Genomic DNA, 23619 nt, shown 5'->3' with positions numbered 1-23619 from the left:
ACTGCTTCTGAATCGCGGACAGAATCAATAGATATCTGCTACTTTTTCACTGACGCTGCTTTTACTAAATCAAGCATTTGTCGATAAACTGAAAAAACCCCCCATTTTGGGGGATTTTAGTTCAAGCATACAATTGTCCTTCTTCATCTTTTCTAAAAAAGCTCGTCATCGCATTAAAAACATCTGATTTTTGTCTTAATAAATAATAGCGGAATTTTTCATCTTCAATATTTTTATAGGCTGACATTAAGGTGCTGTGGCGGTTGTACTGGTTGACTTCTCCATCATATACACACTATCAACCTTGAATATATTAGTCTCGTTTTAATTTCTTTGATTTTAATTTTATTAAAACAATTATGGAAAGTACAAGAACTAATACTCCTAATCCAATAAAATAATAATTACTGTTAGAATCTTTTTTATATGGGATAGCGTAATTCCCACCAACAGAAACGGCTTCCCCATTTTCATATATAACTTCTTGATTCTTATATCGTTCATTTACAAATTTACGAAATTCCCCTAGACTAACATCTGTTTTTAGAATTGCTTTAGCTGCAGTATTTACCGCTGAAACCCTTCCATTACTAAATAAAAACCAAGAATCGGTAGGTAATTCATAAATTAGTTTTCCTCCATTCGGTTGCTTATTATCTATAGCTTCTGCTAAATCTTTTCCATAACCAAATGTTGATAAATCAAACTCTCCATTTTCCTTTTTAAAAGTCCCTATAACATTTACCGGCTTTTCCTCTTGATATACTACAGCAATCCACTCATCACTAGGAACGATACCTTTATTACTATTGTTAATTTCATCATTTGTTGTAACAAAATCAGATGATAATACATTTACTCTGTATAACTTACTGAAAGTAATATTTTCACTTTTTGATAAGTTATAGGTGGTTGATTCTTCTGATTTAACGATATCTAAGACAATATTTTTAAAATTATTATCTGCATACTGCTGTGCTGAATTAGATACATTATTTTCTGCAGCATAAGTATTTAAGTTCATGTAAAAAAAGGTTAAGAAAGTAAAAATAAATCCAAAGATATACCTTGTCTGCATGATAAAATTCCTCCTAATCTAAATTATATCTCGTATGAGTTAGTTTCCACGAAGAATTTTCTTCCAAGTAACTATGAGTAGAAATACGATACTGTGAGGTTTTGTCTGTAGCATATGTAGATTGCTTAGGATAAACATATCTTACGTAACTACCTGATGTATTATATCCATATATAATTAACATATGACCTGTTTCAAGATCTGTGCTCTTCCAACCAATCCTAGAAAGCAGTGGACTCCCCCCATTTATTTCATCAGTTATCATGTACATTGGCGGTAGAGTATAACCAACAGTTCCAGTGTATACTCCTTCCTTTTCTAATGCCCTCGCTACATCAGAGTAGAAAGAACCAGCAAGATTACCTGAACAAGTAGACACTTGTTTACCTGCTTTGTAAAAAGTACATTGGGAAGTATAAGAACCAGTAAGATACCTAGCTACAATTTGTGAAGCAGCTACCCAACACCAATTGGATTTTTCTTGACTATAATTCTGTACAGATAAATTCTTTTCAGCAGCTAGACTATGACTTGGATTTACAACAGATAATACAAAGAAGAATAGAACAATTGATAGAAAAGCTTTAAATCGCAATTTTTTTCCCCCTACTATTAGATATTTTATTAACCTATTTTATGAAATATTTACCTTTTAATAGTTTATACCATTTACAAAATTTGGTTAATAATTTTTTGTAAATTTCAGATAATTTATACGAATTAGCAATTTTAATATAAATCAAAATTAATAACACACCCCTTTTTCAAAAGAAACTTATTTATTTCTAAAGCCCTATTGATTAGTACTCGAGATACCTATATAGAGAAGAGATTGAAATATTTGTTGTTTTCACAATTTCATTTAATGAGTATTGTTTAGAATTATACATCTTCAATGCTATAGTTACATTTTCTAATGGCACTCTTGGTCTCCCTCCCTTCTTCCCCCTTGCTCTAGCACTTTTCAATCCCGCTAAAGTCCGCTCACTAATGATGTCCCTTTCCAACTCTGCTATACTCGCCAAAATCCTAAAGAAAAACCTACCAATCGGAGTGGAGGTATCAATAGAGTCCTGTATAGAAACAAACTCCACTCCTTTTTTCTCAAAAAACTCACTGAGCTCAATTAAATGCTTCGTACTCCTGCTTATCCGATCCAATTTATAAATGACAACTTTATCTCCAGGTCTTAAAATAGTCATTAACTCTGCCAGCTGCGGACGATCTTTTTTAGTTCCAGTGACCTTCTCCTGGTATATCAGTTCACATCCGTATTTCTCTAAAGCATCAATTTGCAAATTTAAATTTTGATCTGTTGTAGATACCCTCGCATACCCTATAATCATCCTTTTCTCCTTTCAAAAACGGTTATTTCTGCATCATTTGATAATTTGATTTTGAGAATAGTTTTGATAAAAGAAAATCGGCTGTTTAGACCGATTTTTTGACTTGCTTATTTTCTTTTCATAAACGTTCGTTTTTGGTAAGGTAATCGACTGTACAATTAAACTTTTTTCCACTAAAAGTTATTGATTACTTTAGGTTTTTTATTTCGAAGTGCTTTTAAAAGAGATTTGATAATTTTTTTCATTGATTATACACCTTTCCTTCCATATTCATTTCATATTTTTATATCGATACTGGATAACCTGGTCTCTTTTTTATCGATAAAATCGTTCAACTTCCCTTTGATTTGGTCGAATTTTAAATCAGCGCAAGTCAATATATTAACGAAATGGCTGTATTCGTACTGATCGATTTTTCTTTTTAAATACAAATTTTTAATTTTATTTAATACTTGCTGGTTATAAGAACGTACAGCAGTAGTGTCATCAATTAAGGTTCCTATCATCATATCTTGCTTACTGTACATTTTCTTCACCTATTTCGATTGCATATAATCCGGTAACTTTTACTTGCACTTCTTCCAATAAAACAAGCTGCATATTTTCTCTCACCTGTTCCTGCTCATGTTTGATGCCAACCTTTCCTTTTATTTCTTCCTCTACCTTTTGAAAGAACATAAAAAGAAACGAATGCAGCATAGCTAGTTCTTCTTTATTGATATGAAAAGGGAATGTTCCATCTGCTGTTAAACTCTCTATTTCAGCTTTTAAGCCGTCTTTTATCCTGTCGTATAACTTTAGCAGCCTTTTCCCTTCGCTTAATCCATAATTGCGTTTTAAAACTTTTTTGATACTTTTTCTCATCACATGTAAATGCACTAATAATACTTCCGTTTGTGCTCCTGTTAAAATTAATTCCATTCTCATCACCTCAATTATTTTTTATTGAAAAGCTTGCTGCTGTTGCTAATACTTCATTGACATACCATTCTGCATGGTTATAGTGCCATATTGCCTTTCTTATATCATGAGAGAAGTTATTTGCCGCTAAATAGTTGGCAGCCGAATAAATGGCATCCTCCATGTTCCAAGGACTTATTTTCCCATCGCCATTGCCATCCACCCCATATGCTGCAAAGGTTACTGGCATGAACTGCATATGCCCAATTGCACCTACACTACTTATCATTGTTTTGATGGTAGAAAATCTTGTTTCAATCTGATGAATAGCTGCCAATACTGTCCAATCCACTCCATACCTTCCTGCAGCAACTTGGTAAATTGGAATATATGGTTCTGGTATCTCTCCAGGATTAATACTTACCCTTCTGATTACAGAAGATTCTGACTCTGTTCTCTTCACATCATCCTCTAAGTACTTTATTGCCATTTTATATGCATTCTCTTTTGCTACTAGTTTGCTATTTTTCATGACTAATTCTGGTGTATTTTTTCTTTTCAGTTCCATTTTTATGTTGTAACGTTCTTCTTCAATCTGCTGCTTTGTTTGCTCTAATTCTGATAAAGAAGCAGCATCTATTTTTTCCTGCCCTAAAAACAAAAGGATCATAGTTAGAATCGATACTACCGATAACTTATTAACCATTAACCTATTCTCTCATCTTGTTTCATTTCTTCTAAATAGCATTGAAGCTTTATTTCTTCTTTTTTTGTCAATTCATTGATCTTGATAAGAAAAAATGAATTTCTTCCGATTTTTATTTTTCGATCATTGCCAAGTTTTTTCGCTCGCTTCCAGTGAATACAAGACCATGGTAACAAAATAAATCCTTGTCTTTTTGCTAAAATCTCTGCAATCTCTAACGACTGATAATAAGAAAACTGCTGCATTTTACGAGCATAAGCTACTATATTAATCGAATTAGGATATAGATAAAGCAATCCTCTAGGATCTGCTTTTTTATAATCAATTGGAATTAATGAAAAAGTATCCAAACAAATACTCATATAACCAGCTTCCTTTCTTTACCTCGTGCCTTATCGTGAATATCCTCTAACTCTGTAAAGAATTTGTCTCCTTCTCTTTCCGTCTGAGGAACAGGAAAGTATTGAACCATATTTTCCGTATCATACAATTTGCATGCCATGATTTTTTTCGCTTTCCCCATTGGCAAAAATTGTTTCATCATAAATTCCCCTGTTTGAAAATCCTGAAAATGATATGAGAACCCTTTGTCCCCTACTTTTCTTGCTGTAATTAGTACTTCAGCAATCTGTCGTACCCTAGAGTCTACAAAATTAATAGAAGGTGTACAGTAAAATTGTACGGACTTCATCTTCCTGGTGAGCATAAGCACATCTGTTAAAATCCCCTGTCCATACTTTGTCCATTTCCGATTCGAAAAAGCTATATATGCTTCATCCCATACGCAAATGCTTCCTTGTGCCTTGGCAACTTCGTACCAGTCTGTAAAATGTGTCATAGGTCTGCTGTCATGTAGATCATAATTAGAAAACAGCTCTACACGACCGCCATTTCTTTCCGTTTTCAACTTCCACCAATGCGCTAAAGTAGAAGCTAAGAATGTCTTCCCAGAACCTAGAGCACCTTGTATTACGAAATGATGTGCCATTACTTTTTCATCGCTCCTTTTTCAGCCATGATAATTGGTTTTGGTGGTTTTGGTATCAATGCTTCGATTGCATCTAAATAATAGTCTGGTGAAGCTACATGTACTTTTCCTTCCATGACAAATTCAATTACCTTCTTATATGGATTTTCACCTGGATGTATATATTTGTTTTCTCCCATGTTTTTCAAAAGAAGCAGCGCCTTTATTTGTGGCTCTCGTAAACTTTGAGCTGTACTTTTCATTTCTTCTAAAACTTGCTTTACATCGGAAACATGCTACACCGTCGGAAATAGATCATCTCCTATAGCAGACTGTAATTTTTCAGCGTTATTCTGTTGCATTTAGTGACCAACTCCCCATTAAATTATTTTTCATTTCGTTGTAGAACGTTTCTCCAACACACTATTTTTCGTTTTCTATCATTCCGATTACTTCACGCATTTTCCCGGCAATCTCTTCTATTAATGGATGATCAAATTCCGAATCGTGATTCACTAAATTTTCAGCAGCACTTATAATTCCTTTTAACTCGTATAGTTTATTGATAGTTTCATTACTCATTTAGCCAATCCTCCAATTAAGAAAATATCAACCCGATTACACAAAGGAACAATCCAACAAACAATAATCCTTTTGTCCAGTCCATGCTTGCTGGCGGGATTGGTGGACGATACGCAGTAATTTGCTCCAAGACCATATTCTTTTCTAATTCTGCTAATCTTCTTGTTTCTACGATAGATTGCGTTGGTGCATTATAAAAATAATTCCGTCCATCTAAACCGGTTGTGACCACACAATCAAGCAAAGGGATTTTATATTTTCCAGCAGCTATGATACTATCTTGATCAATATTCGTAATCGTACAAATATCTGACGTTTTTTGTTCATGATCAAAAACTATTAATATATCTCTAGTTTCAAATAAATACTCGTCATCCTCTTTCCTTTTTTTAAACATCATCTTGCCACTGCTCCTTTTCTTCTGTTGTTTTTATTGTTCGAACGTTTTACAATTTTCCAACTAATAAAAGCTACTGTTGCCACTCCAAATGCCGTTCCTGCTCCCACTATATACATATACATAAATGCATCTACCACCACTTAACACCTTCTTTCACGCTATAGTACATTCTCATAACAGATCGAAAAATCAATAATGTTCCTAATAGTCCTGTTGAGATTAAAATGGACGAAATAACTAGCTGCCATGAAGTTGGCAAATCCCCGAATATCGAAAAATAGCTCCCTATATTCAATCCCTGCGCTGTCACTAATTGAACTTCTCTTAATTTCTCAATCGCTAAATCTAAAAAAGTGATGGGTGGCTGAAATATTTTATCTAGAAAACTGCGAAAGACTTCTTTCATTTCCATATTAATCGCCACCTACCCTTATTGAACTGATTAATTTAATCGCCGTAATCGCTGTGATAAACCATAAAACAAACAGCAATATATAGGCAACAGAATCTAGTTGCAGCACTTTTAAGCTATTAAAAAGTTTCCCAAAAATCTCACTATATCCATTTCCACTTCCGCCCCTTGGAGAATAATGAAGGCTACCTAACGTTCTTCCAAAACCAACTACTAACGACCATAAAATTTTCGCTGCATTAAATATGACGAGAAACAACTTAACCGCAAGTAATCCAATCATATAAAGCAAATAAAGGACAGCATCCACCAAAGCGAAAATAAAATCAAAAATAGCTTTTATAGCTTTAAATAGATTCTGGAAAATTTGGACAAAGAAATTTGCTATCCATTGCACAGCCTGCCATATGATACTAAACAGCTTTCCGAAAGCATCTCCAATAATGCCCATCAATAACGGCGCCTTTCATTAGGCGTTATAGCATGTGAAATGAGTGATATTATACGTTCTGAAAACAATACAACCATTAGAATAAAGAGAATAGGAGATAAATAAAGCAAATTCCCTTTAAATACAATATCTATCATTCCTTGTAAAAGTTCATTTGACATGTTGATTACCTCCCTTTTCTTACTTCCCTTGGTATCCTACTGGAACGAGTGAACACTCTCGGTTCTCTCTCTTGTCTTGGTTCACGTCTTAGTTTTGGCTCCTTTACCAATCGTTCCCGTACCGGATGTTCTCTTGCTGCTTTCGGCTCTTTTATCTGCCTTTCTCTTATCTTTACTTCTCTTGGTTCTTTCGGTTTCTTTTGTCTAATATCTGCTGAAAGACCTTTTGAATTGCTATGCGTTTCCCTATTTTTACGGATACGCTCACTGGAAGACGAACCATTTTCAGCACTATTCACTTTCTCCGACTTAGTCCTTCTTTCCGAAATATCCGCCCTATCTCCCTTACCTTTAAAGGCTCGTACAATTAATTTTCTTAATTTCGGTACCAGTAAGAAGGATAATGCTAATAATACAAATGGACCAACAAGCCATAGAAGTTGTGTTCCAGAAGAAATAAGATCATTCGTTTGAAATGGTATTTTAATTTCGCTTAAAGTAAGGGAGGGAGCTTTTTCCACAATTCCCTCTTTTCCATATTTAGAGACAGGGATCGCTTGAATATCAGGATCACCCATGCCGTTATACTTCATATCTTCTTTTGGAATCACAATTTCTTTATCACTTGCATTGGCAGTGTATTCCTTATCTCCAACAATGATTTTTACGGTTCCTTCTGTTGGTTCTTCCCAAGTATATTTGTAGTCACCATTTTCTTGCTGTTGTATTCCTCCTTTTGTTATTTTTGGTGGTGGCTCTTTTTCCGTTGTCGCTTGAACTATAACCCCTTCACTTTCCAAATTATCAATAGAATACGTTGTCAATTTATACTCATATGTCGTAGAAGGTTCAACTGTTAAATCATTAAAATAAGTTCCGTTTGTTTCAAAAATCTTAGTTTTCTCCGCAGCATATACTTTTGTACCAAAAATCAATTTATCAAGCATGCTAGTTTGATCTTCTTCTAACTTTTCACGATATATATTGACATGCTTAAAAGTTTCATCAGTCGGAAGAACCCAAGATATATTAACTTTTTCAAAAGTGGTAGATGCTTTTACATTGGTAACATCACCAGCTGGAACTGGTTCAGGTACGGTTGTAAAATCTTTCGAAATACCTTGTGTTTCAAATCCATCACTATACGTCGCAGTAACTTTATAATTATAAGTTGTGGAATATTGCACATTTTCATCGCTGTACTGTGTTGTTTGTCCATTAATAGTTTTTATCAATTCGCCATTTCTATATATTTTAGAACCAATAAAACCACTATTATTCGACGGAATCCCCCAAGTAATTTGGTTTTTCAATCCACTAGATTCTACATTTAAATTTGAAATTTCATCATGTTTTATTATTGGTGCACTAACTTCTATTTCATACAACCAGAAATTATAATAAGTAAAAGAATCAATAGAAGATTTAGATTCAATCCTAAATTTAGTAGACCCTTCTGGAATAGTAACAGTTGTTTTATTGACATTTTTTATAGTAATCACATCACCAGAAGTAGAAATAAGTTTATTACTAGAATCATAAAAAGAATACTTATATAAAGCATTTCCTGAACCTGACGCAGAATTACCAGTCCAAAAATTCAAAGTTTGAGCCGGAGGAATATTAAATTCCACATAACCATTGCCTTGCAAATTTGAGTATGTTGATAAATTACTATCAATAGTCGATTGAATATTTGCAGTAGCAGCATAATTATTTATAACAGGACTCGAATAGCCCGATGTTATAGCTGCAAAAGCACCACTAATAGGAACCAACATAAAAAGCAAACCCAAAACTAAAACGATCTTTTTAATCAAAAATTATCACCTACTTTAATTACTATTCGGAACTGGTCCAGAGCCTCCATCTTGAGCTGGAACTGGAAAGGAGGAATTATCTTCTTGTGGTATTGGTGGTGCCGAATTATCACCACTTGGGATTGGTGCTGCTCCGCCTTGTTGTTCTGGTATTGGAGCATTTCCTCCTGTGTCTTCTGGGACTGGCGCACTGGCTCCGTTATCTTCTGGTATGGGTGCCGTTGCTCCTTCCTCTATCGGAAACGGTGCTGCTGCCCCCTCGTCTTTCGGAAACGACGCTGTTACTCCTTCATCCTTAGGAAACGAACCGCTAGTTTCTAATTCAAACGGTGTATTGATTGGAGGGTCTTCTATACTATCGAGTGGATTATTGATCTTAAATCCTCCCGTCGGATCTTCTCTTTCCTGTATTTCTACTGCTTCATTTTTTATATCATCACTGGAGAAAGTAGAATCTTCTAATCCTTCTGCTTCTTGCCCCTCTGGTGGATCTAAATCCATATCACTTCCGGGTATCGTCGGCATTTCCGGTATACTCGGCAAATCTGGTGCCTTGCCTAACATAGATTCTATATCTGGCATTTTGGGTATGTTACTTGCAATCTCACTAATCTTCCCCATATACTCATCCCACCCAGGACACTCAAATATTGCACAAGAATCGATTGTACAAGTCGGTGGATCTAGCTCGGGTTCTGGTTCTGGTTCTGGTTCTGGTTCTGGTTCTGGTTCTGGTTCCGGCTCGGGTTCTGGTTCAGGATCTGGCGGAATTGGTACCGTACCATCCATGGAACGAATTTTAATGTACCCTACTTCATTCCCAGCGCTATCATACATCCATACTTCATAAGCATAATTTATGGTGAATTCTATACCAGAAAACTTCTCCCAACCAAAATCACTTGCAGATTGATCAAATTCACTTTCTTTTGTAGAAAAATTCAAATTGTATTTTTTAATATGATGTTTTACAACATTTGCAGTCGATAGATACTTTGCCATGTATCCATTAGTGCTTGCATCTATGTTTGGTTGTGTTGAACTCTTTTCGAATATATTTCCTGTATATTCATATAATTGGTAACTTTTCTGGGCTGCAAAAGTATTTAACGGAAGTGCAAAGATTGCTATGATCAAGGATAAGACGCTTATCTTTCTTATCATTTAATAAACCTCACCCCTATTTGTTAAAAAAAGAAGTAGTCTGAACTACTCTTTTTTTAAGTTGACTATTAAGCGCCTTTCCCTGCTCCGCCTTTAAATGCTGCTGCAATTAAACCGATTAGTTTTGGTACAAACTTAAATGCTAATCCTAATAGCACAAATGATCCAACTAATCCTAACAACGCACTACCTGATCCAACTAGATCAGACACACTAAATGGTAAAGTTACTCCTCCAAAATCAATTGCTGCTCCTAATACCGGCATAATAAACGCCCTCCTCATAATGATAAAATTTACTTATTAATTCTGAATTATTTCTTTTTTAAGCACCTTTTCCTGCTCCACCTTTAAATGCTGCTGCAATTAAACCGATTAGTTTTGGTACGAATTTAAATGCTAATCCTAATAGTACAAATGATCCAACTAAACCTAGTAATGCACTACCTGATCCAACTAGATCACCTACATCAAATGGTAAAGTTACTCCTGCGAAATCAATCGCTGCTCCTAATACAGGCATAATGAAAGCCCTCCTTATTTTTTATTCAAACTAGCAAAGCTAGAAGTTAATAATGTCTAACCTCATAATCATCGTTATCTTCCTCGTCGGCTGCAGCCTTTCGAAAGATTCTCACTAAAATCGTAATCAGCAATCCTGCTGCTGACACTGCAACCATGATCAAAACCATTGGTGAAGCCGTTGAAAGCAGCATCTTCACATACTCCCAAAACTCATTCATTCTTGCTTCTGTAAAAAAATTGATTTTTGGCATGGAATCACCTAACTCCCTTTGCTCCTAACAGCTGAAATGACTGCATTCAACAAAATACCTACTGCATAAATTGCAACAATAATCATTACAAATGCTGCCACCGTTTTTAAGAAGTAGCCGAAAGAGTTCCAGAAGAAAGTCCAATCCCACACGCCACTTAAATTCAAAGACTTCGTCCTCCCTTCACTGCTTTAAATCTTTGTAGAATTCTAAAATAGAAAAAAACAAAGTGATTAAAACAGTCCACGTGATCAGGCTTGCCATAATGTCGGGATTCCCTAAGAAGACTTTAAATGCATAAGCCATCAGGCCGCCTATCTCCATTTGCTAACACCCCTTTTAACTGCACTTATCAGTAAAGCGACAATCGGATAAGTCAGCACACAGGCACCCATGAACACGATATACATCAAGATAATTTCTTTCGGTGTATAAGAAACCATGTCATACATTGCGACTACCTCCTTATCACTTTCGTAATAACTAAGAAAATAAGGGTTGCAGCAAGCAAAGTGGATATCAGCAAATCGCCTAAAGTGATCTCATGAATAATATGTATACTGCCTTTTTCCGTTTCAAAAACGGTCATTTCCCTTGGGTCAATAGGACTGGTGATAGTTACGTCATTCTCATTCATGAGATCACTCTCCTTTCTTCAAGAAAAAGCAAAAAGGGATAGGTACGTTTTTCCACTAAGTGAAAGACGTACCTATCCCTTTTTCTATTTACATACGAAACTATCATCGATATAATGACAGTATCGTTGTAGTGAGAAATCGGTTGCTCGGTACTCCAATACCTAGTGATCCTTACAAAGAGTTGGCGCTCTTTGTAAGACTGCAACGATATTTATTTGCTCTTCTTAATTCTCACTATACTACTGTCTTATAAGTATTTGTATCCCAAAAATTATTAACCAAACACTCATTTCAACTAAAGATACCCATAAAAATATTAAAATATTGAATACATAAATTATTAAAAGGTGTTGCTTCTTGGAAGGAGTACAGAATGCTACTAACTAAATTACTAAAAGTTTTTTCTAAAAGAACAAATAACGAAAAGCAAATTATAATTAAAAAAGAATCCAATCAGAAAAAAAGCTCTCCAACTCCGTCAAGAATCGGAGAATTAGGGGAATACAAAATTAATATTCAACTTGATCAGTTACCAAAAAACTTTAGATATCTTAGTGATTTGGTCATTGCTAATACTCATGCAAAGTCAGGTTATTCGCAAATAGATCATGTGGTATTAACTCCATATGCAATCTTTGTTATCGAAACAAAAAATTTCAATGGAACTGTATATGGTGATAGACAAAGACCTCAGTGGAATCTTAACGGAAAATTTCCGATGATGAACCCATATAATCAAAATTATGGTCATATACAAGCAATAAAAAGTATTCTTAAAAGTAATAATCTAACTAGATTTATTTCTATCGTTTCTTTTACTCGTAGATGTACATTTAAAGTAAATGAAGAACTAAGGAAAATACAATCTAATGATTTAATTGTATATGACACTGAATTATCGGATTACATAAAAAGAAAGTGTAATGTATTAAGGATTGAAAATCCAAGACCAATATATTCAGATGATAAAATACAATTTTTATTTGATCAGTTAAAAAAGGCTAATGTTACTTCCCAAGAAGTTAGAGTAAAACATGTTGAACAATTACAAAAAAAATATAATGAAACCACATCAAAAACAACTTGTGCAAGTTGTGGTAAGACAGTATCTGAAAAAGTTACTACATTTTGTCTTTCAAATAAAAAAAGATTTAAAGGCAACATTTATTGCTTTGATCATCAGAAATTACATTTATGAACTATGATAATTTCCGGGTGCATAATAAAATATATATTTATATTAAATTACCGCACCCTTTTTCTTTCATCCAGCATAATCAAACTTAAAAATTTTCCCTCGTCCGGTTCTTCTTGTTTCTAATGTTTTGATCCATCCACTTAGATCTTCTTTTGTGTATCCTTTCTCTTTTAACTCTGCTGGGAAACTCTTTTCAAAATCATTTAGCCACCCATGCATTTTCCCTAACACTTTTTTACTGTTTCCAAATGAAAAGATATGGCGCTCTAGCTTCATTCCATAGCCACTATTTCTGCAATATTCAGTTAAATAGATGTACTGATATCCATTTGATCTTACTTGGCTTAAATACGCCATCCTATCCCTTCTTTTCTATTATTTTTTTCTGCTACTGTCTTTTTCAATGCTTCTATATACTCCAAATCTTCATTTATCTTTTTACTGTATGTTTCATAGTAAAATTCAAGATTCATACCAAATTCATCTATAAAAACCTGCTCGGACCAATTTAGTGCTGCATTATCCAGTGCTCCTGAGTATTCCAATAACTGCTCCTCTGCTTCTTCTAGAAAAGCTAATTTCTGTTCATTGCCCATATCAAGACATTCCTTACATAGGACTAGATCCTCCCAAGTCAGTTCTTGTTTAATGAAATTTTCTTGCTCCGAATCCTTTTCAACCAATCCAATCAGTTCATTACAGAATTCACATGTATATCTGATTAACATTTATAATCTCTCCTTCATATTCCTTTTTTTAGATTTATCGTTTGAGTATTAGTAGTGTTTATATTAAATGCCTTTACGCCTGCTGTAAGCTGCTCCATTACCAGATGATGCTTGTCCATAATTTCATTGTCAGATAAAAAGGATTGTACAAATTCTAAAAATTTCACTTTAACCTGTTCATAGGTAGGCTCCACTGGCTTCTGGAGCTTTTGCAGTCTCAATCGTTCCATATTTAAAATATTGTGAACAAAATGTTCTGCAGGTTGATCCTCATAAATTTCATTCGTGTTTTCAGACAGCCGCTGTATCTCTAGCAGCAGATCCACTTCAATAGGAATAGGTACTACTTTTTTGCCGAATTGATTTTTCATTTTTATCAATCATCCTTTCTAAACAGTCGAATTTTCTCAAAGAAAATAAGGAGAAATAATATCCCTATCACAACAAACGAAAGATTAATCATGAAGACCTTTTGTAAATAGGTCATGTTCTGATTGACCAGGAGATCTCCGACTTGAGCTAGCAGACTATTAATCATTAAGAATGCTAAACAGATGGACAAAACAGTGTGTACATGGAATTTCTTAATCAGATTGAAAGCTTTTAAAAGAACTCTATTCCATTTCGTATCATCAGCTATTTCTTCTCCCCTATCCCTAGTTAATAAACTAGAAACGAGATAAAACATGATGAAAAAGAAAATATCAAATGCGGCAATCAGTATATATTCTGGATAAGGAAACATATTTAAAACTCCCCATATGAGCCGTGCAAAATCGATATACAACGTAAATCCTCCTTTATTAAGGATGAGAGCAAGTATTAACCTACTCTCTTCCCCTGCCTTTTATGCAGCCATTCAATAAATCCAGCTGCTTCCTTAAATGCTCTTTCAAACAAGACATTTTGAACGATTATTTTCGTCTTATACGCTCCGTTTTGATCTGGTCGGTGGTTTTCCCTCCAGGCTGTTGCTCTGCCGTTTGGATAGCGTTCTATGAAGAGATACGCCCCCCTTCCGTATCGATATTCGTAAAATAATCCATGCTGATACACAAGGAAGCCCAATTCTTTTGCTGTTTCGTTTTCTCTTAGCTGGTGTAGAATTTCAAACTTGTATTTTTTTATTTCTGCTTTTAATTTTTCATCAATGGTATTTTGATAGATTAGTTTTGTTTTGTTATTTATTATTTTTATTTCTATATTTAAGTGATACATTATATTTAAAAGGTTATTTATCATTAAATATCCTCCTCAATAACAGAGTTACTAGTTACTTTCAAGTTACTAGTTTTCCTGTTTTCCTCCATATTCTCTTCTATAGGAGAGTTACCGGATTTTGAGTAACTGGAGGTAACTAAGTAACTATGATTGGATAAAAGACCAATTCCAAAAAAGAAAGTCTGATTTCCTGTACTTTTTCTTTTTTCAATGCCACGCATTACAAGACGATTGGAAAACTTCACTTTCTTCAGTGGCGTTTCACTGTTTTCCTCACAGTAAGCCAAATAATCTTTATAAAGGTCATTCAGCTTGATCTTTGCTTCTGGATGAACGACACAAGTATCATTAATGAAATTACTTAATAAGTCCATTTCATCCTTATAGGCATCTGTGGCATCTTTAATGGTTGTCGGCTCCCCTAAGCCTTCTTTCTGCCACTTCAAGCAGCCTTCTACTGCCCATCGTAATATCCCAGGCAATTCCGCCTGCAGCTTCTCTGGTAGATGCTTATCGATGTTTTCTTTTGGAATCGTCACATTAAACGGAACCAGCCGAATACGCCTCCAGATCCCTTCGTCGTCACCCTTGATGACTGGTTTATAGTTCGTTGTGAAAAATATCTTGAATTGTGGTAAAAACTCAAAAAATTCTTTTCGTAAAAATCTTGCTGTTACAGGCTCGCCACCTGTTAATTGTTTAATAAGAGATTCGCTTAAACGCTGTCCATCTTCGCTTTCGACTGCTGAAACAAACCGACTGCCTACTAATCTCGCAACATCATTATTGATGCCTGAATCATTGTACTTGGTCGTAAAGGTTTCACTGTTCGTTTGCTTTGCATAATCTCCAAAAAGTGTTTTGACCGTATTAATAAAAGTGGATTTCCCATTACGACCAGTTCCCCAAAGAAAGAAAACTACTTGCTCACTTGTATCACCAGTAAGGGCATAGCCGATGGATTTTTGTAAAAAGTCGATTACTTCATGCTGCACTTCCTCTTTTTCTGTAAAAACACTTTCTAAAAATTTCATCCATGTGGGACATGCAGCAGTCGGATCATAAGGAATATTTGTATTTTTTGTCATAAATAGCTGTCTTTCATGTGGATGAAGCTTGCCTGTTCGTAAATCGATATAGCCATTCGTACAATTCAATAAGTATTTTTCCTTATTTAAATCGTCCTGGGAGATAGGAAGCATTGCTTCTGCCCGATTAATGCTGTTTAGAAAGACAGAACTTCTTTCGCTCGTTTTTGCCCATTTGACTAGATCATTTCTTCGTCTATCGTCTTCTTCTTTGGCTGCTTCCCCATACATTTCTCTAAAGGTTTTAATTGCGATACGTTCAATCTGCCGTTTGTAGTCCTCTTTCCAAGTCCTGCCGTTCCAGATCATCCAGGAATCAAATTCCATGCAATACCGCAAGTTCATTCCATTGCGATGAACCAATCTTTCCGCATTTCCCATTTCCGTTAGGTTAAATGTTGGTTCCTGTTCTTGTGGCTGATTCGTTTGAACTGGTGGACTTGGTGGGGCACCATACACTTTTCCACTCGCAACTTTTTGCAAAGCACTTTTGTATGTAGCTATATACTCTCTATGTTCTAATGAGGGCTGAAATAAATATTTATTCGTAAAGCTAGTAATCTCATGAATCTCGTCTTGTTCATATCCAAACTCAACTAAGCGACAAGCATGGGCGTACAATGCGTTATTTCTTCCACCTTCCATCATGGGAACTGGAAAAGGACGCGCTTCTTTGTTAAGATTTTTTAATCGATCAAAATAAATCGGCATTTCAGATAGTTGTCCATCTACTAAATGAATCCATTCCCTGCCTTTTGTATTACTGGATGGAAGAACAATCTGCCCTTTCTCTGCTAAGCGATAATCTCCTACGCAGCCGCATGCCATCAGGACCAAAGCATTTTGCTTTCTTACTCGTTTATTGTCTTTGAAAAAGAATTGGTAGCCTCGAACCGTTTTAATCGCATGAAAGCTTAACTTGTCATGAAGCAGTGCGTTAAAAAGCAGCTCCCCTTCTTGTGGATCATCAATATCGACAACTATGTATCCCGACGGTATAACAAGGCCTGTCCATCCTCCTTGATTGATCCAAGTATTTTCTTCGCTTCTGGATAATCCAGGCTTGTCCATATGCTGCCATCCATTCGTAAATGGACGTTTTGCTATGCTATATCTCTTCTCGTAATCTTGTTCTCTATTATTGGACGAATAGCCTAATAGCTTAATGACTTTTATATTGGAAGAAGGAAACAGCCGATCGAGTTCGACCGTTTCTCTCTTTTGTGTTTCTGCTGCAAGCATCGACTCTTTCCTTTCGTTTTAGATTTTGCTATACTAGCAATACAAATATTTTTCTTTGAACAGTAAGCTCCCTAGGCTTGCTGCTTTTTTTTATCTAAATGAATCGTTCGACCAGATTCAGCAGCATTTTTCGCCTCATCATGTAAAAAGAAAGCTCGTTTGGCAAAATCAATTTTTATCCCCTTTTCCTTCATTTCTTCCACCAGATCCACGAGCTTGTGATTTCTATCTCTCTTACTATGGAAATCTCTTAATCTACTAACAGCAGCATTTAATTCTTCCAATTCCAAATCAACTGTTTCATAATCTTCCTCACATACTGAATCAAATAAATAAAAGATCGTTTTAAGTACGTTCGTTTTTAGATTCTCTTCTTCGACTAAAAAATTAGATTGTTGGCACATTTCGACAAATACACTCCTTATTAAATGGTATGGTTATTACTAGGGAAAAATTATGCCTGCTTTTTTTCTAATACGTTATCTATTAAGCAGTCATATGCAGCTTGAGCAATATCTTTTAAAATGGGATTCTCTTTCTTCCATTCATTTTCAAAAAATGACTTTTGTTCTTCTGTTGTCATTTGAGTTAATGGAGAATAAACAATGACTTTTGCATTACCAAAAACATATTCTTTTTTCATGTCAGTCCCTCCCTTTGATTAGTTATACATATGCGTCAAACACGAAAGGACAACCCTATTTTTTATCCATAAAATCGGATGCGAATTGCTTCAAAAGCTAATTTCCTATTATTGCTGTCCAAATAATCAATATCCGTTAGATTAAATTTGTTTCGTTCATTAAACAGATGCAGCGCCAAATTCAGCATGATTTTTTCCGAATGGGACCAGGAACCACTATTTCGCTTTAAAGCCTGCATGCTGACCGTTTCACCTTCCATATCAAAGTATTTTGTTGTAAAAACTTGTTTCAACTTGGCATGATTTTTAAATAAATGAATTAGTGATGCCCAGTAGCGATCTTTCGATAAATGTGCTGGTATTACATATGACATCTTGGAACCTCCTTTCTCAAAAAACACAATACGTGGTTTTAATAATCAAAAAAAATTTCTTGCACTGTTTTTTTATAATAGCTAGCGATCTTGATTTTAATTTCATCTTTAGGAATTCGCTGACCATTTTCATACATTTGAAGTGCACTAACACTAATTCCAAGTTCATTAGAGACTTCTTCTCTAGACTTAGAACCACGTAAATCTAATAGTTTTCTAGCAATATTTTTCTTATCCATACAATAGATAACTCCCCCAAAACCACATAATGTGTTTCTATATTTTTGATTATAAAACACATTACGTGTCTTGTAAACACTTTTTGTGGTTTTTTTAAAATTTCACACATTATGTGTTATTATTTTTTCAAGGAAGGTGTGCTTTATGACTACATTTGGAGAGCGTTTGAAGGTTTTAAGAAATGAAAAAAAATTGAAACAAGAAGACTTAGCTTTAAAACTAAATATTAGTAAAAGTGCTATTGGTATGTATGAAAGAAATGAACGAGAACCTTCTTTTGAGATCACAAAGAGAATAGCTAATTTTTTTGAAGTGACAATTGATTATTTACTAACTGGGAGAGATAACACTAATACAAACACCGATAATGGGAATCTCTTCTTTTTTGATATGGATGGATTAACAGTTGAAGAAATCGAGGACATAAAAAGTCATATCAACTATGTAAAATGGAAATCTGAGCAAGAAAGGAAGAAATAATGAAAGAAAAAGATAAACAGGCTATAGGTTCGTTTATAGCATTACTAATTTTTGTTGGACTTTGGAGTATTAGGGAAAGTGTTATTAATATTTCCCCAATCTTTGATAATGCGATTATTTATCTTTTTGGATCAATACTTATTAGCATATTTATTGGATTATTCATTATTAGTTTAATTCCAGGACAAAAAAAGAAAGTTTCTTCTAAGAAAAAGAAAGTCAAGAAAACTAATACAAATGTCCCAGCAACCAAAATTACTAATACAAAGAACAATTCAAGTAAACATGCTTTATTACATAATGATGATGAAATAATAAAATTACCTTTTGAGGACTTAACTTGGAGAGATTTTGAACGTTTATGCTACCTATACTTTAAAGCAAAAGGATACAAACCTAGGGAAACAAAAGAAGGTGCTGATGGTGGAGTAGATCTTATCATATATAATAAGCATCATCAAACAGATATTGCCATTCAAATAAAAAAATATGCAAATGGCAATCAAATAACCGTTAAACATATCCGAGAATTGGCCACAGCAAAGAAAAACCATAACTGTATACTTGCAGACTTTATCACCACTTCTTCTTATACAAATGCTGCTTTAAGAGAAGCAGATAAATTTAACATTAAATGCTATTCAAAAGATTGGATAGAAAATAAAATATTGCGCTGGCGAGAACAAGAAGCGCTTAAAAGAAAAATTGGATAATACTTATTAAACGGGTTGTTAAATACAACCTGTTTTTTTTATTTTCAAAATAACCATTGATAAAAAGAACAAATGTTCCTATACTTATGTATGAGGTGATTCATTTGTCCTATATTTACCAACCATTTTCAATCGAAAAACAAGTGACAAGAATGTATAATTTAATGAATATAGATAAACCAGAAGACATTGATATAAGAAAAATTGCATTTTTCTACCGAATACATTTAACCTTCTCTGAAAAACGCTCCTATTCTACTAAGATAGGCAGATTTCAACTAATCAATATAAATACAAGTCTTAATAAGATGGAACAAAGAGAAGTGTTCTTCCATGAATTATGCCATATATTACGACACTTTGGGAATCAATCACATAATATGCCTAAAGCGTTTAAAGATCTCCAAGAATGGGATGCTGCTCATTTTACTCGCTATGCTGCTATTCCTTTTCATATGTTAAAAACCCTCGATTGGAAGAGTCCTACGCTTGTAAAAGATATGTCTAAAATCTTTCATATTTCCGAAGACATTTGCCAGGAACGTATCAATCATATCCATAGAAATAAACAGAAAAGATCAAGCATGAGAAAATGGACAAATAGTCAATTATTCGGAATATAATAGTTATATAAAAGAACGGGGTGATTCTTTGCTTGCAAACATGGATGCCTACATATACCTTCGAAAAAGTAGGAAAGACCTGGAAGAAGAACGAAAACAAGCTGAACAGGGAAATGAATATGATACGCTAGATCGCCATAGAAGTCAGCTGCTTGAACTTGCAAAAATTAAGCAGCTACATGTAAGGGGAATTTATGAAGAAGTTGTTTCTGGTGAATATATTTCCGAACGTCCACAAATGCAAAAAATGCTGCGTGAAATTGAAAATGGCATGGTAGATGCTGTGCTGTGCATGGATTTAGATCGCCTGGGCCGTGGAGATATGGTGGACCAAGGAACATTATATAGAATACTAAAAAACTCGGAAACCATTATCGTTACCCCATCAGAAGTAATAGATCCCCAAGATGAGAACCAAGAACTAACCTTCAGCATAAAATCACTAATTGCCCGAGAAGAGCTAAAATCCATTGTAAAACGGATGCAGCGAGGCAGAAGACAATCCGCCAAAGAAGGTAAATCCATTAGTAGGAAGCCTCCATATGGCTATACACGTGACGATAACTTAAAGCTTCATCCAGATCAAGAAACGAACTGGGTTGTAGAAATGATTTTTAATAAAGTCATAGAAGGACATGGCAGAAGGGTAATAGCAGAAGAACTAGACAGAATGCATATTAAACCTCCTGAAAAAGACTCATGGGATCCTAGCACCATTTCCTCCATTATTCACAATGAAGTCTATACAGGAAAAATAATATGGGGAAAGTTAAAATACAAAAAAGTAAATGGAAAATATATTCGAAAAAAAATGCCACCAGAACAATGGCAGATCCATGAGAACGCCCATGAAGCTATTATACCTGTTGAAATATTTGAACAGGCAAATGAAGCCATGAAAGGACGCTGGAAACCACATGTAGTGAATAATAAAAAGCTTACTAATCCATTGGCAGGAATCCTTTTTTGTGAAATTTGTGGAAAATCCATGGTGCTGCAGCCTAGAAAAAATCGTCCAGATGATGCTATTCGTTGCTTAAATCATCAGTGTAAAGGAGTACAAATGGGTTGTGGTTTTTCATTAGTGGAGCAAAGATTACTAATCGCATTAGAAGAAATTGTGAAACAATTAGAAATACCTACAAAACAGCTTCAACCAAATAAAAAAAATGACATTAAATTAAAAGAAAAAATACTACTGGAATTACAAAAAGAAAAAGAAACTATACAATTACAAAATAATCAAATTCATGATTTTCTTGAGCAGAAGGTATATGATATAAAGACATTTCTGGAACGGCAGCAGATCATTAAAGATAAAATAAATACTATGGATACAAAAATACAAGAGGTAGAAAATGATCTAATTAAATATAAAAATAGCCTTCACAATCAAAATACTTTCATACCAAAATTAAAGAGTGTAATTCAGTCCTATTACTTAACAGACAATGTAGAAAAGAAAAATCGTCTATTAAAATCAATTATAAAAAAAGCTACCTTTCTTAGAAAAAAAGATTGGAAAGAGAGAGATCAGTTTGAATTAAAGGTACATTTAAAAATATGACTGACTCATAATCTATGGTTGCTTATAAAAAAATGAAAAGAAGCGAGATTTGTCCCTTAAGAATGTATCCCGCTTCTTTAACAGCTTATAAGTCATCTTAAAAAAGTAGTTTTTTTAGTAATTTTCTAAAAAAACTTACCCATCTTATTTTAATTTTTGCAATTGAATGTTTTTATTTTTAAAAGAAACTTGTATATTTGCTCCAGAAGATAATAATACTTCAAAAGATAAGTTATTATCATCTAATGGTAATAACTCTTCTTTAACCCAAACATCAACCTCTGGATTAAAAATTGGAAATGGAGAATCATTAAGATGGTTATATCTTAATGAAGAGATATTTGTAAAAGAAAGCTTCCAAGAGTCTTCATTATTTGTTAGTATGAAATGGATATTCATATGAAGCAAACTGGTATGCTCAACCTGTATCTTTTCTAATAGATAATCATGAAATTCATTATTCATAAAACTAGTGAATATTTCATTTGGTATTCTCCCCAGCAACCCTTTAAAAACTTTACTATATAATAATCCATTATTTTCCCATTGTTTTTCTATAACTTGCAGTTGTTCTTCACTTAAACTGTCATTGTTTAATGAAGTGAGTAGTTCATATGTAAAATATTTCATTAATAAATGTTCATCCCCTATATAGAATTTAAGTTATGTTAGATTTTAATTTAATAATTTTCTAATGAGATGTTTTTAACGATCTTAACCCTAAAGCCTAATTATAAGTAAATAGAGATTGCAATACAATTTAATATTATATCTCAGACCACCCCTCATTTAAAAAGAAAAGAATGCCCTTCTCACAAAAAGAAAGGCATTCTGATTAAATAAAAACTTCTTTCCTTTTCGTCTCTGAAAAAAAAGCCCTCAAACAATTAAACACATCCCCCTTACTCCGCAGCACATAACTTCTAAACTTCTCATCCTGAATATTCTTAAACGCATTTTGGAGAGATGATGACCTGTTGTACTGGTTGACTTCTCCATAGCCAAACATATTGGAAACCTTCATCAGTTCTTCTACAAGCTTTACACATCTTGCATTATCAGATGTTAAATTGTCTCCATCGGAAAAATGGAATGGGTAAATATTAAAACGTCCTGGATCGTATTTGCTTTCAATTATTTCAAGCGCTTTCCTATATACGGATGAACAAATAGTTCCGCCGCTCTCTCCTTTAGAAAAGAAGTCTTCCTCTGATACTACTTTCGCTTCCGTATGATGGGCGATAAATTCTATTTCAACCGTTTCATATTTCGTTCTTAAAAATCGGGTCATCCAGAAAAAGAAGCTTCTTGCCATATATTTTTCCCATAAACCCATTGAACCACTCGTATCCATCATGGCAAGGACAACTGCTTTTGATTCCGGCTTTATGATTTCATTCCATGTTTTAAATTTTAAATCTTCAGGATAAATGGGATAAAAGGCAGATTTTCCTGTCATCGCATTTCGTTTAAATGCAGACATCATCGTTCTTTTTTTATCAATATTCCCCATTAATCCTGTTTTGCGAATATCATTAAATTCAATATTCTCTACAACAATTTGATCTTGTTCTTTTCTTTTTAAATTGGGAAGCTCCAGCTGTTTAAATAATGCTTCTTCCAATTCCATTAATGAAACTTCTGCTTCAAAATAATCTTCTCCAGGCTGATCGCCTGCACCTTGGCCTTTTCCTGGTCCTTTTTGTCCTCCATCTCCATCTCGGGCCACTACATCGCCAACTTTGCTATCCCCATTTCCTTGCCCAACATGTTTGTTTTTGTCATAATTATAACGGATTTTATATTCATCTAAGGAGCGAATCGGAATTTTCACTACTTCTCTTCCGTTTGACATCACAATATTTTCTTCGGTAATTAAATCCGGCAGATTATTGCGGATAGCCTCCTGCACTTTTTCCTGATGACGTTGTTGGTCGTCATGACCTTTCCGATGGAGGGACCAATCTTCTTGGGAAATTACAAATTGATGATTATTCTCATGCTTTGTCAATACTTACCCCTCCTATAAAAATTTTCAAAAAAGTTTTATTGCACCTATTAGTTATATACTGCATACACTAATTCGGGTAACATCCATCTAA

General features: G+C 34.3%; 40 protein-coding genes and 1 pseudogene. 5 read left to right on the top strand and 36 right to left on the bottom strand.

Features of this window, described 5'->3' with window-relative positions; all coding sequences use genetic code 11:
• Positions 1 to 121 precede the first annotated feature (121 nt).
• The 24 genes and pseudogenes from ACTYBU_RS00450 to ACTYBU_RS00335 all read right to left on the bottom strand — a co-directional run.
• A pseudogene (locus tag ACTYBU_RS00450) lies at positions 122 to 283 on the bottom strand (sporulation protein YhbH); the annotation flags it as partial.
• A 30-nt stretch (positions 284 to 313) separates the two neighbouring features.
• On the bottom strand, positions 314 to 1078 hold the full coding sequence (locus tag ACTYBU_RS00445) for a hypothetical protein (RefSeq protein ID WP_445486493.1): 765 nt from the start codon (positions 1076 to 1078) through the stop codon (positions 314 to 316).
• A 13-nt stretch (positions 1079 to 1091) separates the two neighbouring features.
• Positions 1092 to 1673, bottom strand: a complete 582-nt coding sequence (locus tag ACTYBU_RS00440) for a papain-like cysteine protease family protein (protein WP_445486492.1) — start codon at positions 1671 to 1673, stop codon at positions 1092 to 1094.
• A gap of 205 nt (positions 1674 to 1878) precedes the next feature.
• A complete protein-coding gene (locus ACTYBU_RS00435) occupies positions 1879 to 2424 on the bottom strand; it encodes a recombinase family protein (RefSeq protein WP_445486491.1) in 546 nt (181 codons plus the stop codon).
• Positions 2425 to 2699: 275 nt separating this feature from the next.
• Positions 2700 to 2951 carry a hypothetical protein gene (locus tag ACTYBU_RS00430; protein WP_445486490.1) on the bottom strand — a complete coding sequence of 84 codons (252 nt, stop codon included), beginning with the start codon at positions 2949 to 2951 and terminating at the stop codon, positions 2700 to 2702.
• On the bottom strand, positions 2941 to 3345 hold the full coding sequence (locus ACTYBU_RS00425) for a hypothetical protein (RefSeq protein ID WP_445486489.1): 405 nt from the start codon (positions 3343 to 3345) through the stop codon (positions 2941 to 2943). Before ACTYBU_RS00425 ends, ACTYBU_RS00430 begins: the two co-directional genes overlap by 11 nt.
• Before the next feature lie 10 nt (positions 3346 to 3355).
• Complete coding sequence (locus ACTYBU_RS00420) at positions 3356 to 4030, bottom strand: lytic transglycosylase domain-containing protein (protein WP_445486488.1); 675 nt, start codon at positions 4028 to 4030, stop codon at positions 3356 to 3358.
• On the bottom strand, positions 4030 to 4392 hold the full coding sequence (locus ACTYBU_RS00415) for a hypothetical protein (protein ID WP_445486487.1): 363 nt from the start codon (positions 4390 to 4392) through the stop codon (positions 4030 to 4032). Before ACTYBU_RS00415 ends, ACTYBU_RS00420 begins: the two co-directional genes overlap by 1 nt.
• Positions 4389 to 5018 (bottom strand): zonular occludens toxin domain-containing protein, encoded by a 630-nt coding sequence (locus ACTYBU_RS00410; protein WP_445486486.1) that lies wholly within the window; start codon positions 5016 to 5018, stop codon positions 4389 to 4391. The genes ACTYBU_RS00415 and ACTYBU_RS00410 overlap by 4 nt, the downstream gene beginning before the upstream one ends.
• The gene (locus ACTYBU_RS00405) at positions 5018 to 5260 is read right to left on the bottom strand and encodes a hypothetical protein (RefSeq protein ID WP_445486485.1); all 243 of its coding nucleotides are present in this window, start codon (positions 5258 to 5260) and stop codon (positions 5018 to 5020) included. Before ACTYBU_RS00405 ends, ACTYBU_RS00410 begins: the two co-directional genes overlap by 1 nt.
• Positions 5261 to 5420: 160 nt before the next feature.
• Entirely contained in the window at positions 5421 to 5579 is a 159-nt protein-coding gene (locus ACTYBU_RS00400; RefSeq protein ID WP_445486484.1) for a hypothetical protein, read from the bottom strand.
• 16 nt (positions 5580 to 5595) lie between these two features.
• Positions 5596 to 5979: a hypothetical protein gene (locus ACTYBU_RS00395; RefSeq protein WP_445486483.1), complete on the bottom strand. Its 384-nt coding sequence runs from the start codon at positions 5977 to 5979 to the stop codon at positions 5596 to 5598.
• Entirely contained in the window at positions 5976 to 6119 is a 144-nt protein-coding gene (locus tag ACTYBU_RS00390) for a hypothetical protein (protein WP_445486482.1), read from the bottom strand. The genes ACTYBU_RS00395 and ACTYBU_RS00390 overlap by 4 nt, the downstream gene beginning before the upstream one ends.
• Positions 6110 to 6391 carry a hypothetical protein gene (locus ACTYBU_RS00385; protein ID WP_445486481.1) on the bottom strand — a complete coding sequence of 94 codons (282 nt, stop codon included), beginning with the start codon at positions 6389 to 6391 and terminating at the stop codon, positions 6110 to 6112. The genes ACTYBU_RS00390 and ACTYBU_RS00385 overlap by 10 nt, the downstream gene beginning before the upstream one ends.
• A 1-nt stretch (position 6392) precedes the next feature.
• A complete protein-coding gene (locus ACTYBU_RS00380; RefSeq protein WP_445486480.1) occupies positions 6393 to 6842 on the bottom strand; it encodes a hypothetical protein in 450 nt (149 codons plus the stop codon).
• On the bottom strand, positions 6842 to 7003 hold the full coding sequence (locus tag ACTYBU_RS00375; protein WP_445486479.1) for a hypothetical protein: 162 nt from the start codon (positions 7001 to 7003) through the stop codon (positions 6842 to 6844). Before ACTYBU_RS00375 ends, ACTYBU_RS00380 begins: the two co-directional genes overlap by 1 nt.
• Positions 7004 to 7008: 5 nt before the next feature.
• Positions 7009 to 8823: a hypothetical protein gene (locus ACTYBU_RS00370; protein ID WP_445486478.1), complete on the bottom strand. Its 1815-nt coding sequence runs from the start codon at positions 8821 to 8823 to the stop codon at positions 7009 to 7011.
• 15 nt (positions 8824 to 8838) lie between these two features.
• Positions 8839 to 9987, bottom strand: a complete 1149-nt coding sequence (locus ACTYBU_RS00365; RefSeq protein WP_445486477.1) for a hypothetical protein — start codon at positions 9985 to 9987, stop codon at positions 8839 to 8841.
• A gap of 68 nt (positions 9988 to 10055) precedes the next feature.
• Entirely contained in the window at positions 10056 to 10253 is a 198-nt protein-coding gene (locus ACTYBU_RS00360; RefSeq protein ID WP_445486476.1) for a hypothetical protein, read from the bottom strand.
• Positions 10254 to 10311: 58 nt separating this feature from the next.
• The gene (locus ACTYBU_RS00355; RefSeq protein ID WP_445486475.1) at positions 10312 to 10509 is read right to left on the bottom strand and encodes a hypothetical protein; all 198 of its coding nucleotides are present in this window, start codon (positions 10507 to 10509) and stop codon (positions 10312 to 10314) included.
• A 46-nt stretch (positions 10510 to 10555) separates the two neighbouring features.
• Positions 10556 to 10762 (bottom strand): hypothetical protein, encoded by a 207-nt coding sequence (locus ACTYBU_RS00350; protein WP_445486474.1) that lies wholly within the window; start codon positions 10760 to 10762, stop codon positions 10556 to 10558.
• 8 nt (positions 10763 to 10770) lie between these two features.
• The gene (locus ACTYBU_RS00345; RefSeq protein ID WP_445486473.1) at positions 10771 to 10929 is read right to left on the bottom strand and encodes a PTS ascorbate transporter subunit IIC; all 159 of its coding nucleotides are present in this window, start codon (positions 10927 to 10929) and stop codon (positions 10771 to 10773) included.
• A 16-nt stretch (positions 10930 to 10945) separates the two neighbouring features.
• Positions 10946 to 11086, bottom strand: a complete 141-nt coding sequence (locus ACTYBU_RS00340) for a hypothetical protein (protein WP_445486472.1) — start codon at positions 11084 to 11086, stop codon at positions 10946 to 10948.
• A gap of 133 nt (positions 11087 to 11219) precedes the next feature.
• Positions 11220 to 11399 carry a hypothetical protein gene (locus ACTYBU_RS00335; RefSeq protein WP_445486471.1) on the bottom strand — a complete coding sequence of 60 codons (180 nt, stop codon included), beginning with the start codon at positions 11397 to 11399 and terminating at the stop codon, positions 11220 to 11222.
• Between the two features lie 374 nt (positions 11400 to 11773).
• Here ACTYBU_RS00335 and ACTYBU_RS00330 point away from each other — a divergent pair, with 374 nt between their 5' ends.
• Complete coding sequence (locus tag ACTYBU_RS00330) at positions 11774 to 12598, top strand: nuclease-related domain-containing protein (RefSeq protein ID WP_445486470.1); 825 nt, start codon at positions 11774 to 11776, stop codon at positions 12596 to 12598.
• A 66-nt stretch (positions 12599 to 12664) separates the two neighbouring features.
• On the opposite strand, the gene ACTYBU_RS00325 is transcribed toward ACTYBU_RS00330, so the two are convergent.
• The 10 genes from ACTYBU_RS00325 to ACTYBU_RS00280 all read right to left on the bottom strand — a co-directional run bounded on the left by ACTYBU_RS00325 (position 12665) and on the right by ACTYBU_RS00280 (position 18133).
• Positions 12665 to 12955, bottom strand: a complete 291-nt coding sequence (locus ACTYBU_RS00325) for a hypothetical protein (RefSeq protein WP_445486469.1) — start codon at positions 12953 to 12955, stop codon at positions 12665 to 12667.
• A complete protein-coding gene (locus ACTYBU_RS00320) occupies positions 12943 to 13326 on the bottom strand; it encodes a hypothetical protein (protein ID WP_445486468.1) in 384 nt (127 codons plus the stop codon). The genes ACTYBU_RS00325 and ACTYBU_RS00320 overlap by 13 nt, the downstream gene beginning before the upstream one ends.
• Before the next feature lie 14 nt (positions 13327 to 13340).
• On the bottom strand, positions 13341 to 13697 hold the full coding sequence (locus ACTYBU_RS00315) for a hypothetical protein (RefSeq protein WP_445486467.1): 357 nt from the start codon (positions 13695 to 13697) through the stop codon (positions 13341 to 13343).
• Positions 13698 to 13702: 5 nt separating this feature from the next.
• A complete protein-coding gene (locus ACTYBU_RS00310) occupies positions 13703 to 14113 on the bottom strand; it encodes a hypothetical protein (RefSeq protein ID WP_445486466.1) in 411 nt (136 codons plus the stop codon).
• 35 nt (positions 14114 to 14148) lie between these two features.
• Positions 14149 to 14568: a hypothetical protein gene (locus ACTYBU_RS00305; RefSeq protein ID WP_445486465.1), complete on the bottom strand. Its 420-nt coding sequence runs from the start codon at positions 14566 to 14568 to the stop codon at positions 14149 to 14151.
• On the bottom strand, positions 14568 to 16877 hold the full coding sequence (locus ACTYBU_RS00300) for a phage/plasmid primase, P4 family (protein ID WP_445486464.1): 2310 nt from the start codon (positions 16875 to 16877) through the stop codon (positions 14568 to 14570). Before ACTYBU_RS00300 ends, ACTYBU_RS00305 begins: the two co-directional genes overlap by 1 nt.
• 71 nt (positions 16878 to 16948) lie before the next feature.
• Positions 16949 to 17281: a hypothetical protein gene (locus tag ACTYBU_RS00295; RefSeq protein ID WP_445486463.1), complete on the bottom strand. Its 333-nt coding sequence runs from the start codon at positions 17279 to 17281 to the stop codon at positions 16949 to 16951.
• 50 nt (positions 17282 to 17331) lie between these two features.
• A complete protein-coding gene (locus ACTYBU_RS00290) occupies positions 17332 to 17520 on the bottom strand; it encodes a hypothetical protein (RefSeq protein ID WP_445486462.1) in 189 nt (62 codons plus the stop codon).
• A 62-nt stretch (positions 17521 to 17582) separates the two neighbouring features.
• Positions 17583 to 17894, bottom strand: coding sequence for a hypothetical protein (locus ACTYBU_RS00285; protein ID WP_445486461.1), 312 nt, complete (start codon positions 17892 to 17894; stop codon positions 17583 to 17585).
• 38 nt (positions 17895 to 17932) lie between these two features.
• On the bottom strand, positions 17933 to 18133 hold the full coding sequence (locus tag ACTYBU_RS00280; RefSeq protein WP_445486460.1) for a helix-turn-helix transcriptional regulator: 201 nt from the start codon (positions 18131 to 18133) through the stop codon (positions 17933 to 17935).
• Positions 18134 to 18278: 145 nt separating this feature from the next.
• On the opposite strand from ACTYBU_RS00280, the gene ACTYBU_RS00275 reads away from it, so the two are divergent.
• The 4 genes from ACTYBU_RS00275 (at position 18279) to ACTYBU_RS00260 (ending at position 21517) form a co-directional block, all read left to right on the top strand.
• Positions 18279 to 18614 carry a helix-turn-helix domain-containing protein gene (locus ACTYBU_RS00275; protein WP_445486459.1) on the top strand — a complete coding sequence of 112 codons (336 nt, stop codon included), beginning with the start codon at positions 18279 to 18281 and terminating at the stop codon, positions 18612 to 18614.
• Positions 18614 to 19327, top strand: a complete 714-nt coding sequence (locus ACTYBU_RS00270; RefSeq protein ID WP_445486458.1) for a restriction endonuclease — start codon at positions 18614 to 18616, stop codon at positions 19325 to 19327. Before ACTYBU_RS00275 ends, ACTYBU_RS00270 begins: the two co-directional genes overlap by 1 nt.
• Positions 19328 to 19413: 86 nt before the next feature.
• On the top strand, positions 19414 to 19950 hold the full coding sequence (locus ACTYBU_RS00265; protein WP_445486457.1) for an ImmA/IrrE family metallo-endopeptidase: 537 nt from the start codon (positions 19414 to 19416) through the stop codon (positions 19948 to 19950).
• 40 nt (positions 19951 to 19990) lie between these two features.
• On the top strand, positions 19991 to 21517 hold the full coding sequence (locus tag ACTYBU_RS00260; RefSeq protein WP_445486456.1) for a recombinase family protein: 1527 nt from the start codon (positions 19991 to 19993) through the stop codon (positions 21515 to 21517).
• Between the two features lie 144 nt (positions 21518 to 21661).
• Here ACTYBU_RS00260 and ACTYBU_RS00255 read toward each other — a convergent pair whose 3' ends face one another.
• A complete protein-coding gene (locus ACTYBU_RS00255) occupies positions 21662 to 22147 on the bottom strand; it encodes a hypothetical protein (protein WP_445486455.1) in 486 nt (161 codons plus the stop codon).
• A 205-nt stretch (positions 22148 to 22352) separates the two neighbouring features.
• A complete protein-coding gene (gene yhbH, locus ACTYBU_RS00250) occupies positions 22353 to 23528 on the bottom strand; it encodes a sporulation protein YhbH (protein WP_445486454.1) in 1176 nt (391 codons plus the stop codon).
• Between the last annotated feature and the right edge of the window lie 91 nt (positions 23529 to 23619).

It is taken from the genome of Niallia sp. 03133 (assembly GCF_052663225.1).
This window is presented reverse-complemented; position numbering and strand designations above follow the sequence as displayed.

Coding starts and splice junctions, on each gene's coding strand:
- ACTYBU_RS00260 (WP_445486456.1), top strand. CDS start 19,991: ATGGATGCCTACATATACCTTCGAAAAAGTAGGAAAGACCTGGAAGAA.
- ACTYBU_RS00445 (WP_445486493.1), bottom strand. CDS start 1,078: ATGCAGACAAGGTATATCTTTGGATTTATTTTTACTTTCTTAACCTTT.
- ACTYBU_RS00395 (WP_445486483.1), bottom strand. CDS start 5,979: ATGATGTTTAAAAAAAGGAAAGAGGATGACGAGTATTTATTTGAAACT.
- ACTYBU_RS00335 (WP_445486471.1), bottom strand. CDS start 11,399: ATGAATGAGAATGACGTAACTATCACCAGTCCTATTGACCCAAGGGAA.
- ACTYBU_RS00325 (WP_445486469.1), bottom strand. CDS start 12,955: ATGGCGTATTTAAGCCAAGTAAGATCAAATGGATATCAGTACATCTAT.
- ACTYBU_RS00265 (WP_445486457.1), top strand. CDS start 19,414: ATGTATGAGGTGATTCATTTGTCCTATATTTACCAACCATTTTCAATC.
- ACTYBU_RS00340 (WP_445486472.1), bottom strand. CDS start 11,086: ATGGAGATAGGCGGCCTGATGGCTTATGCATTTAAAGTCTTCTTAGGG.
- ACTYBU_RS00315 (WP_445486467.1), bottom strand. CDS start 13,697: ATGAAAAATCAATTCGGCAAAAAAGTAGTACCTATTCCTATTGAAGTG.
- ACTYBU_RS00350 (WP_445486474.1), bottom strand. CDS start 10,762: ATGCCAAAAATCAATTTTTTTACAGAAGCAAGAATGAATGAGTTTTGG.
- ACTYBU_RS00360 (WP_445486476.1), bottom strand. CDS start 10,253: ATGCCGGTATTAGGAGCAGCAATTGATTTTGGAGGAGTAACTTTACCA.
- ACTYBU_RS00305 (WP_445486465.1), bottom strand. CDS start 14,568: ATGATAAATAACCTTTTAAATATAATGTATCACTTAAATATAGAAATA.
- ACTYBU_RS00425 (WP_445486489.1), bottom strand. CDS start 3,345: ATGGAATTAATTTTAACAGGAGCACAAACGGAAGTATTATTAGTGCAT.
- ACTYBU_RS00375 (WP_445486479.1), bottom strand. CDS start 7,003: ATGTCAAATGAACTTTTACAAGGAATGATAGATATTGTATTTAAAGGG.
- ACTYBU_RS00385 (WP_445486481.1), bottom strand. CDS start 6,391: ATGGAAATGAAAGAAGTCTTTCGCAGTTTTCTAGATAAAATATTTCAG.
- ACTYBU_RS00320 (WP_445486468.1), bottom strand. CDS start 13,326: ATGTTAATCAGATATACATGTGAATTCTGTAATGAACTGATTGGATTG.
- ACTYBU_RS00270 (WP_445486458.1), top strand. CDS start 18,614: ATGAAAGAAAAAGATAAACAGGCTATAGGTTCGTTTATAGCATTACTA.
- ACTYBU_RS00410 (WP_445486486.1), bottom strand. CDS start 5,018: ATGGCACATCATTTCGTAATACAAGGTGCTCTAGGTTCTGGGAAGACA.
- ACTYBU_RS00415 (WP_445486487.1), bottom strand. CDS start 4,392: ATGAGTATTTGTTTGGATACTTTTTCATTAATTCCAATTGATTATAAA.
- ACTYBU_RS00290 (WP_445486462.1), bottom strand. CDS start 17,520: ATGAAAAAAGAATATGTTTTTGGTAATGCAAAAGTCATTGTTTATTCT.
- ACTYBU_RS00275 (WP_445486459.1), top strand. CDS start 18,279: ATGACTACATTTGGAGAGCGTTTGAAGGTTTTAAGAAATGAAAAAAAA.
- ACTYBU_RS00255 (WP_445486455.1), bottom strand. CDS start 22,147: ATGAAATATTTTACATATGAACTACTCACTTCATTAAACAATGACAGT.
- ACTYBU_RS00365 (WP_445486477.1), bottom strand. CDS start 9,987: ATGATAAGAAAGATAAGCGTCTTATCCTTGATCATAGCAATCTTTGCA.
- ACTYBU_RS00355 (WP_445486475.1), bottom strand. CDS start 10,509: ATGCCTGTATTAGGAGCAGCGATTGATTTCGCAGGAGTAACTTTACCA.
- ACTYBU_RS00330 (WP_445486470.1), top strand. CDS start 11,774: ATGCTACTAACTAAATTACTAAAAGTTTTTTCTAAAAGAACAAATAAC.
- ACTYBU_RS00420 (WP_445486488.1), bottom strand. CDS start 4,030: ATGGTTAATAAGTTATCGGTAGTATCGATTCTAACTATGATCCTTTTG.
- ACTYBU_RS00405 (WP_445486485.1), bottom strand. CDS start 5,260: ATGAAAAGTACAGCTCAAAGTTTACGAGAGCCACAAATAAAGGCGCTG.
- ACTYBU_RS00430 (WP_445486490.1), bottom strand. CDS start 2,951: ATGTACAGTAAGCAAGATATGATGATAGGAACCTTAATTGATGACACT.
- ACTYBU_RS00380 (WP_445486480.1), bottom strand. CDS start 6,842: ATGGGCATTATTGGAGATGCTTTCGGAAAGCTGTTTAGTATCATATGG.
- ACTYBU_RS00400 (WP_445486484.1), bottom strand. CDS start 5,579: ATGAGTAATGAAACTATCAATAAACTATACGAGTTAAAAGGAATTATA.
- ACTYBU_RS00300 (WP_445486464.1), bottom strand. CDS start 16,877: ATGCTTGCAGCAGAAACACAAAAGAGAGAAACGGTCGAACTCGATCGG.
- ACTYBU_RS00435 (WP_445486491.1), bottom strand. CDS start 2,424: ATGATTATAGGGTATGCGAGGGTATCTACAACAGATCAAAATTTAAAT.
- ACTYBU_RS00285 (WP_445486461.1), bottom strand. CDS start 17,894: ATGTCATATGTAATACCAGCACATTTATCGAAAGATCGCTACTGGGCA.
- ACTYBU_RS00295 (WP_445486463.1), bottom strand. CDS start 17,281: ATGTGCCAACAATCTAATTTTTTAGTCGAAGAAGAGAATCTAAAAACG.
- ACTYBU_RS00280 (WP_445486460.1), bottom strand. CDS start 18,133: ATGGATAAGAAAAATATTGCTAGAAAACTATTAGATTTACGTGGTTCT.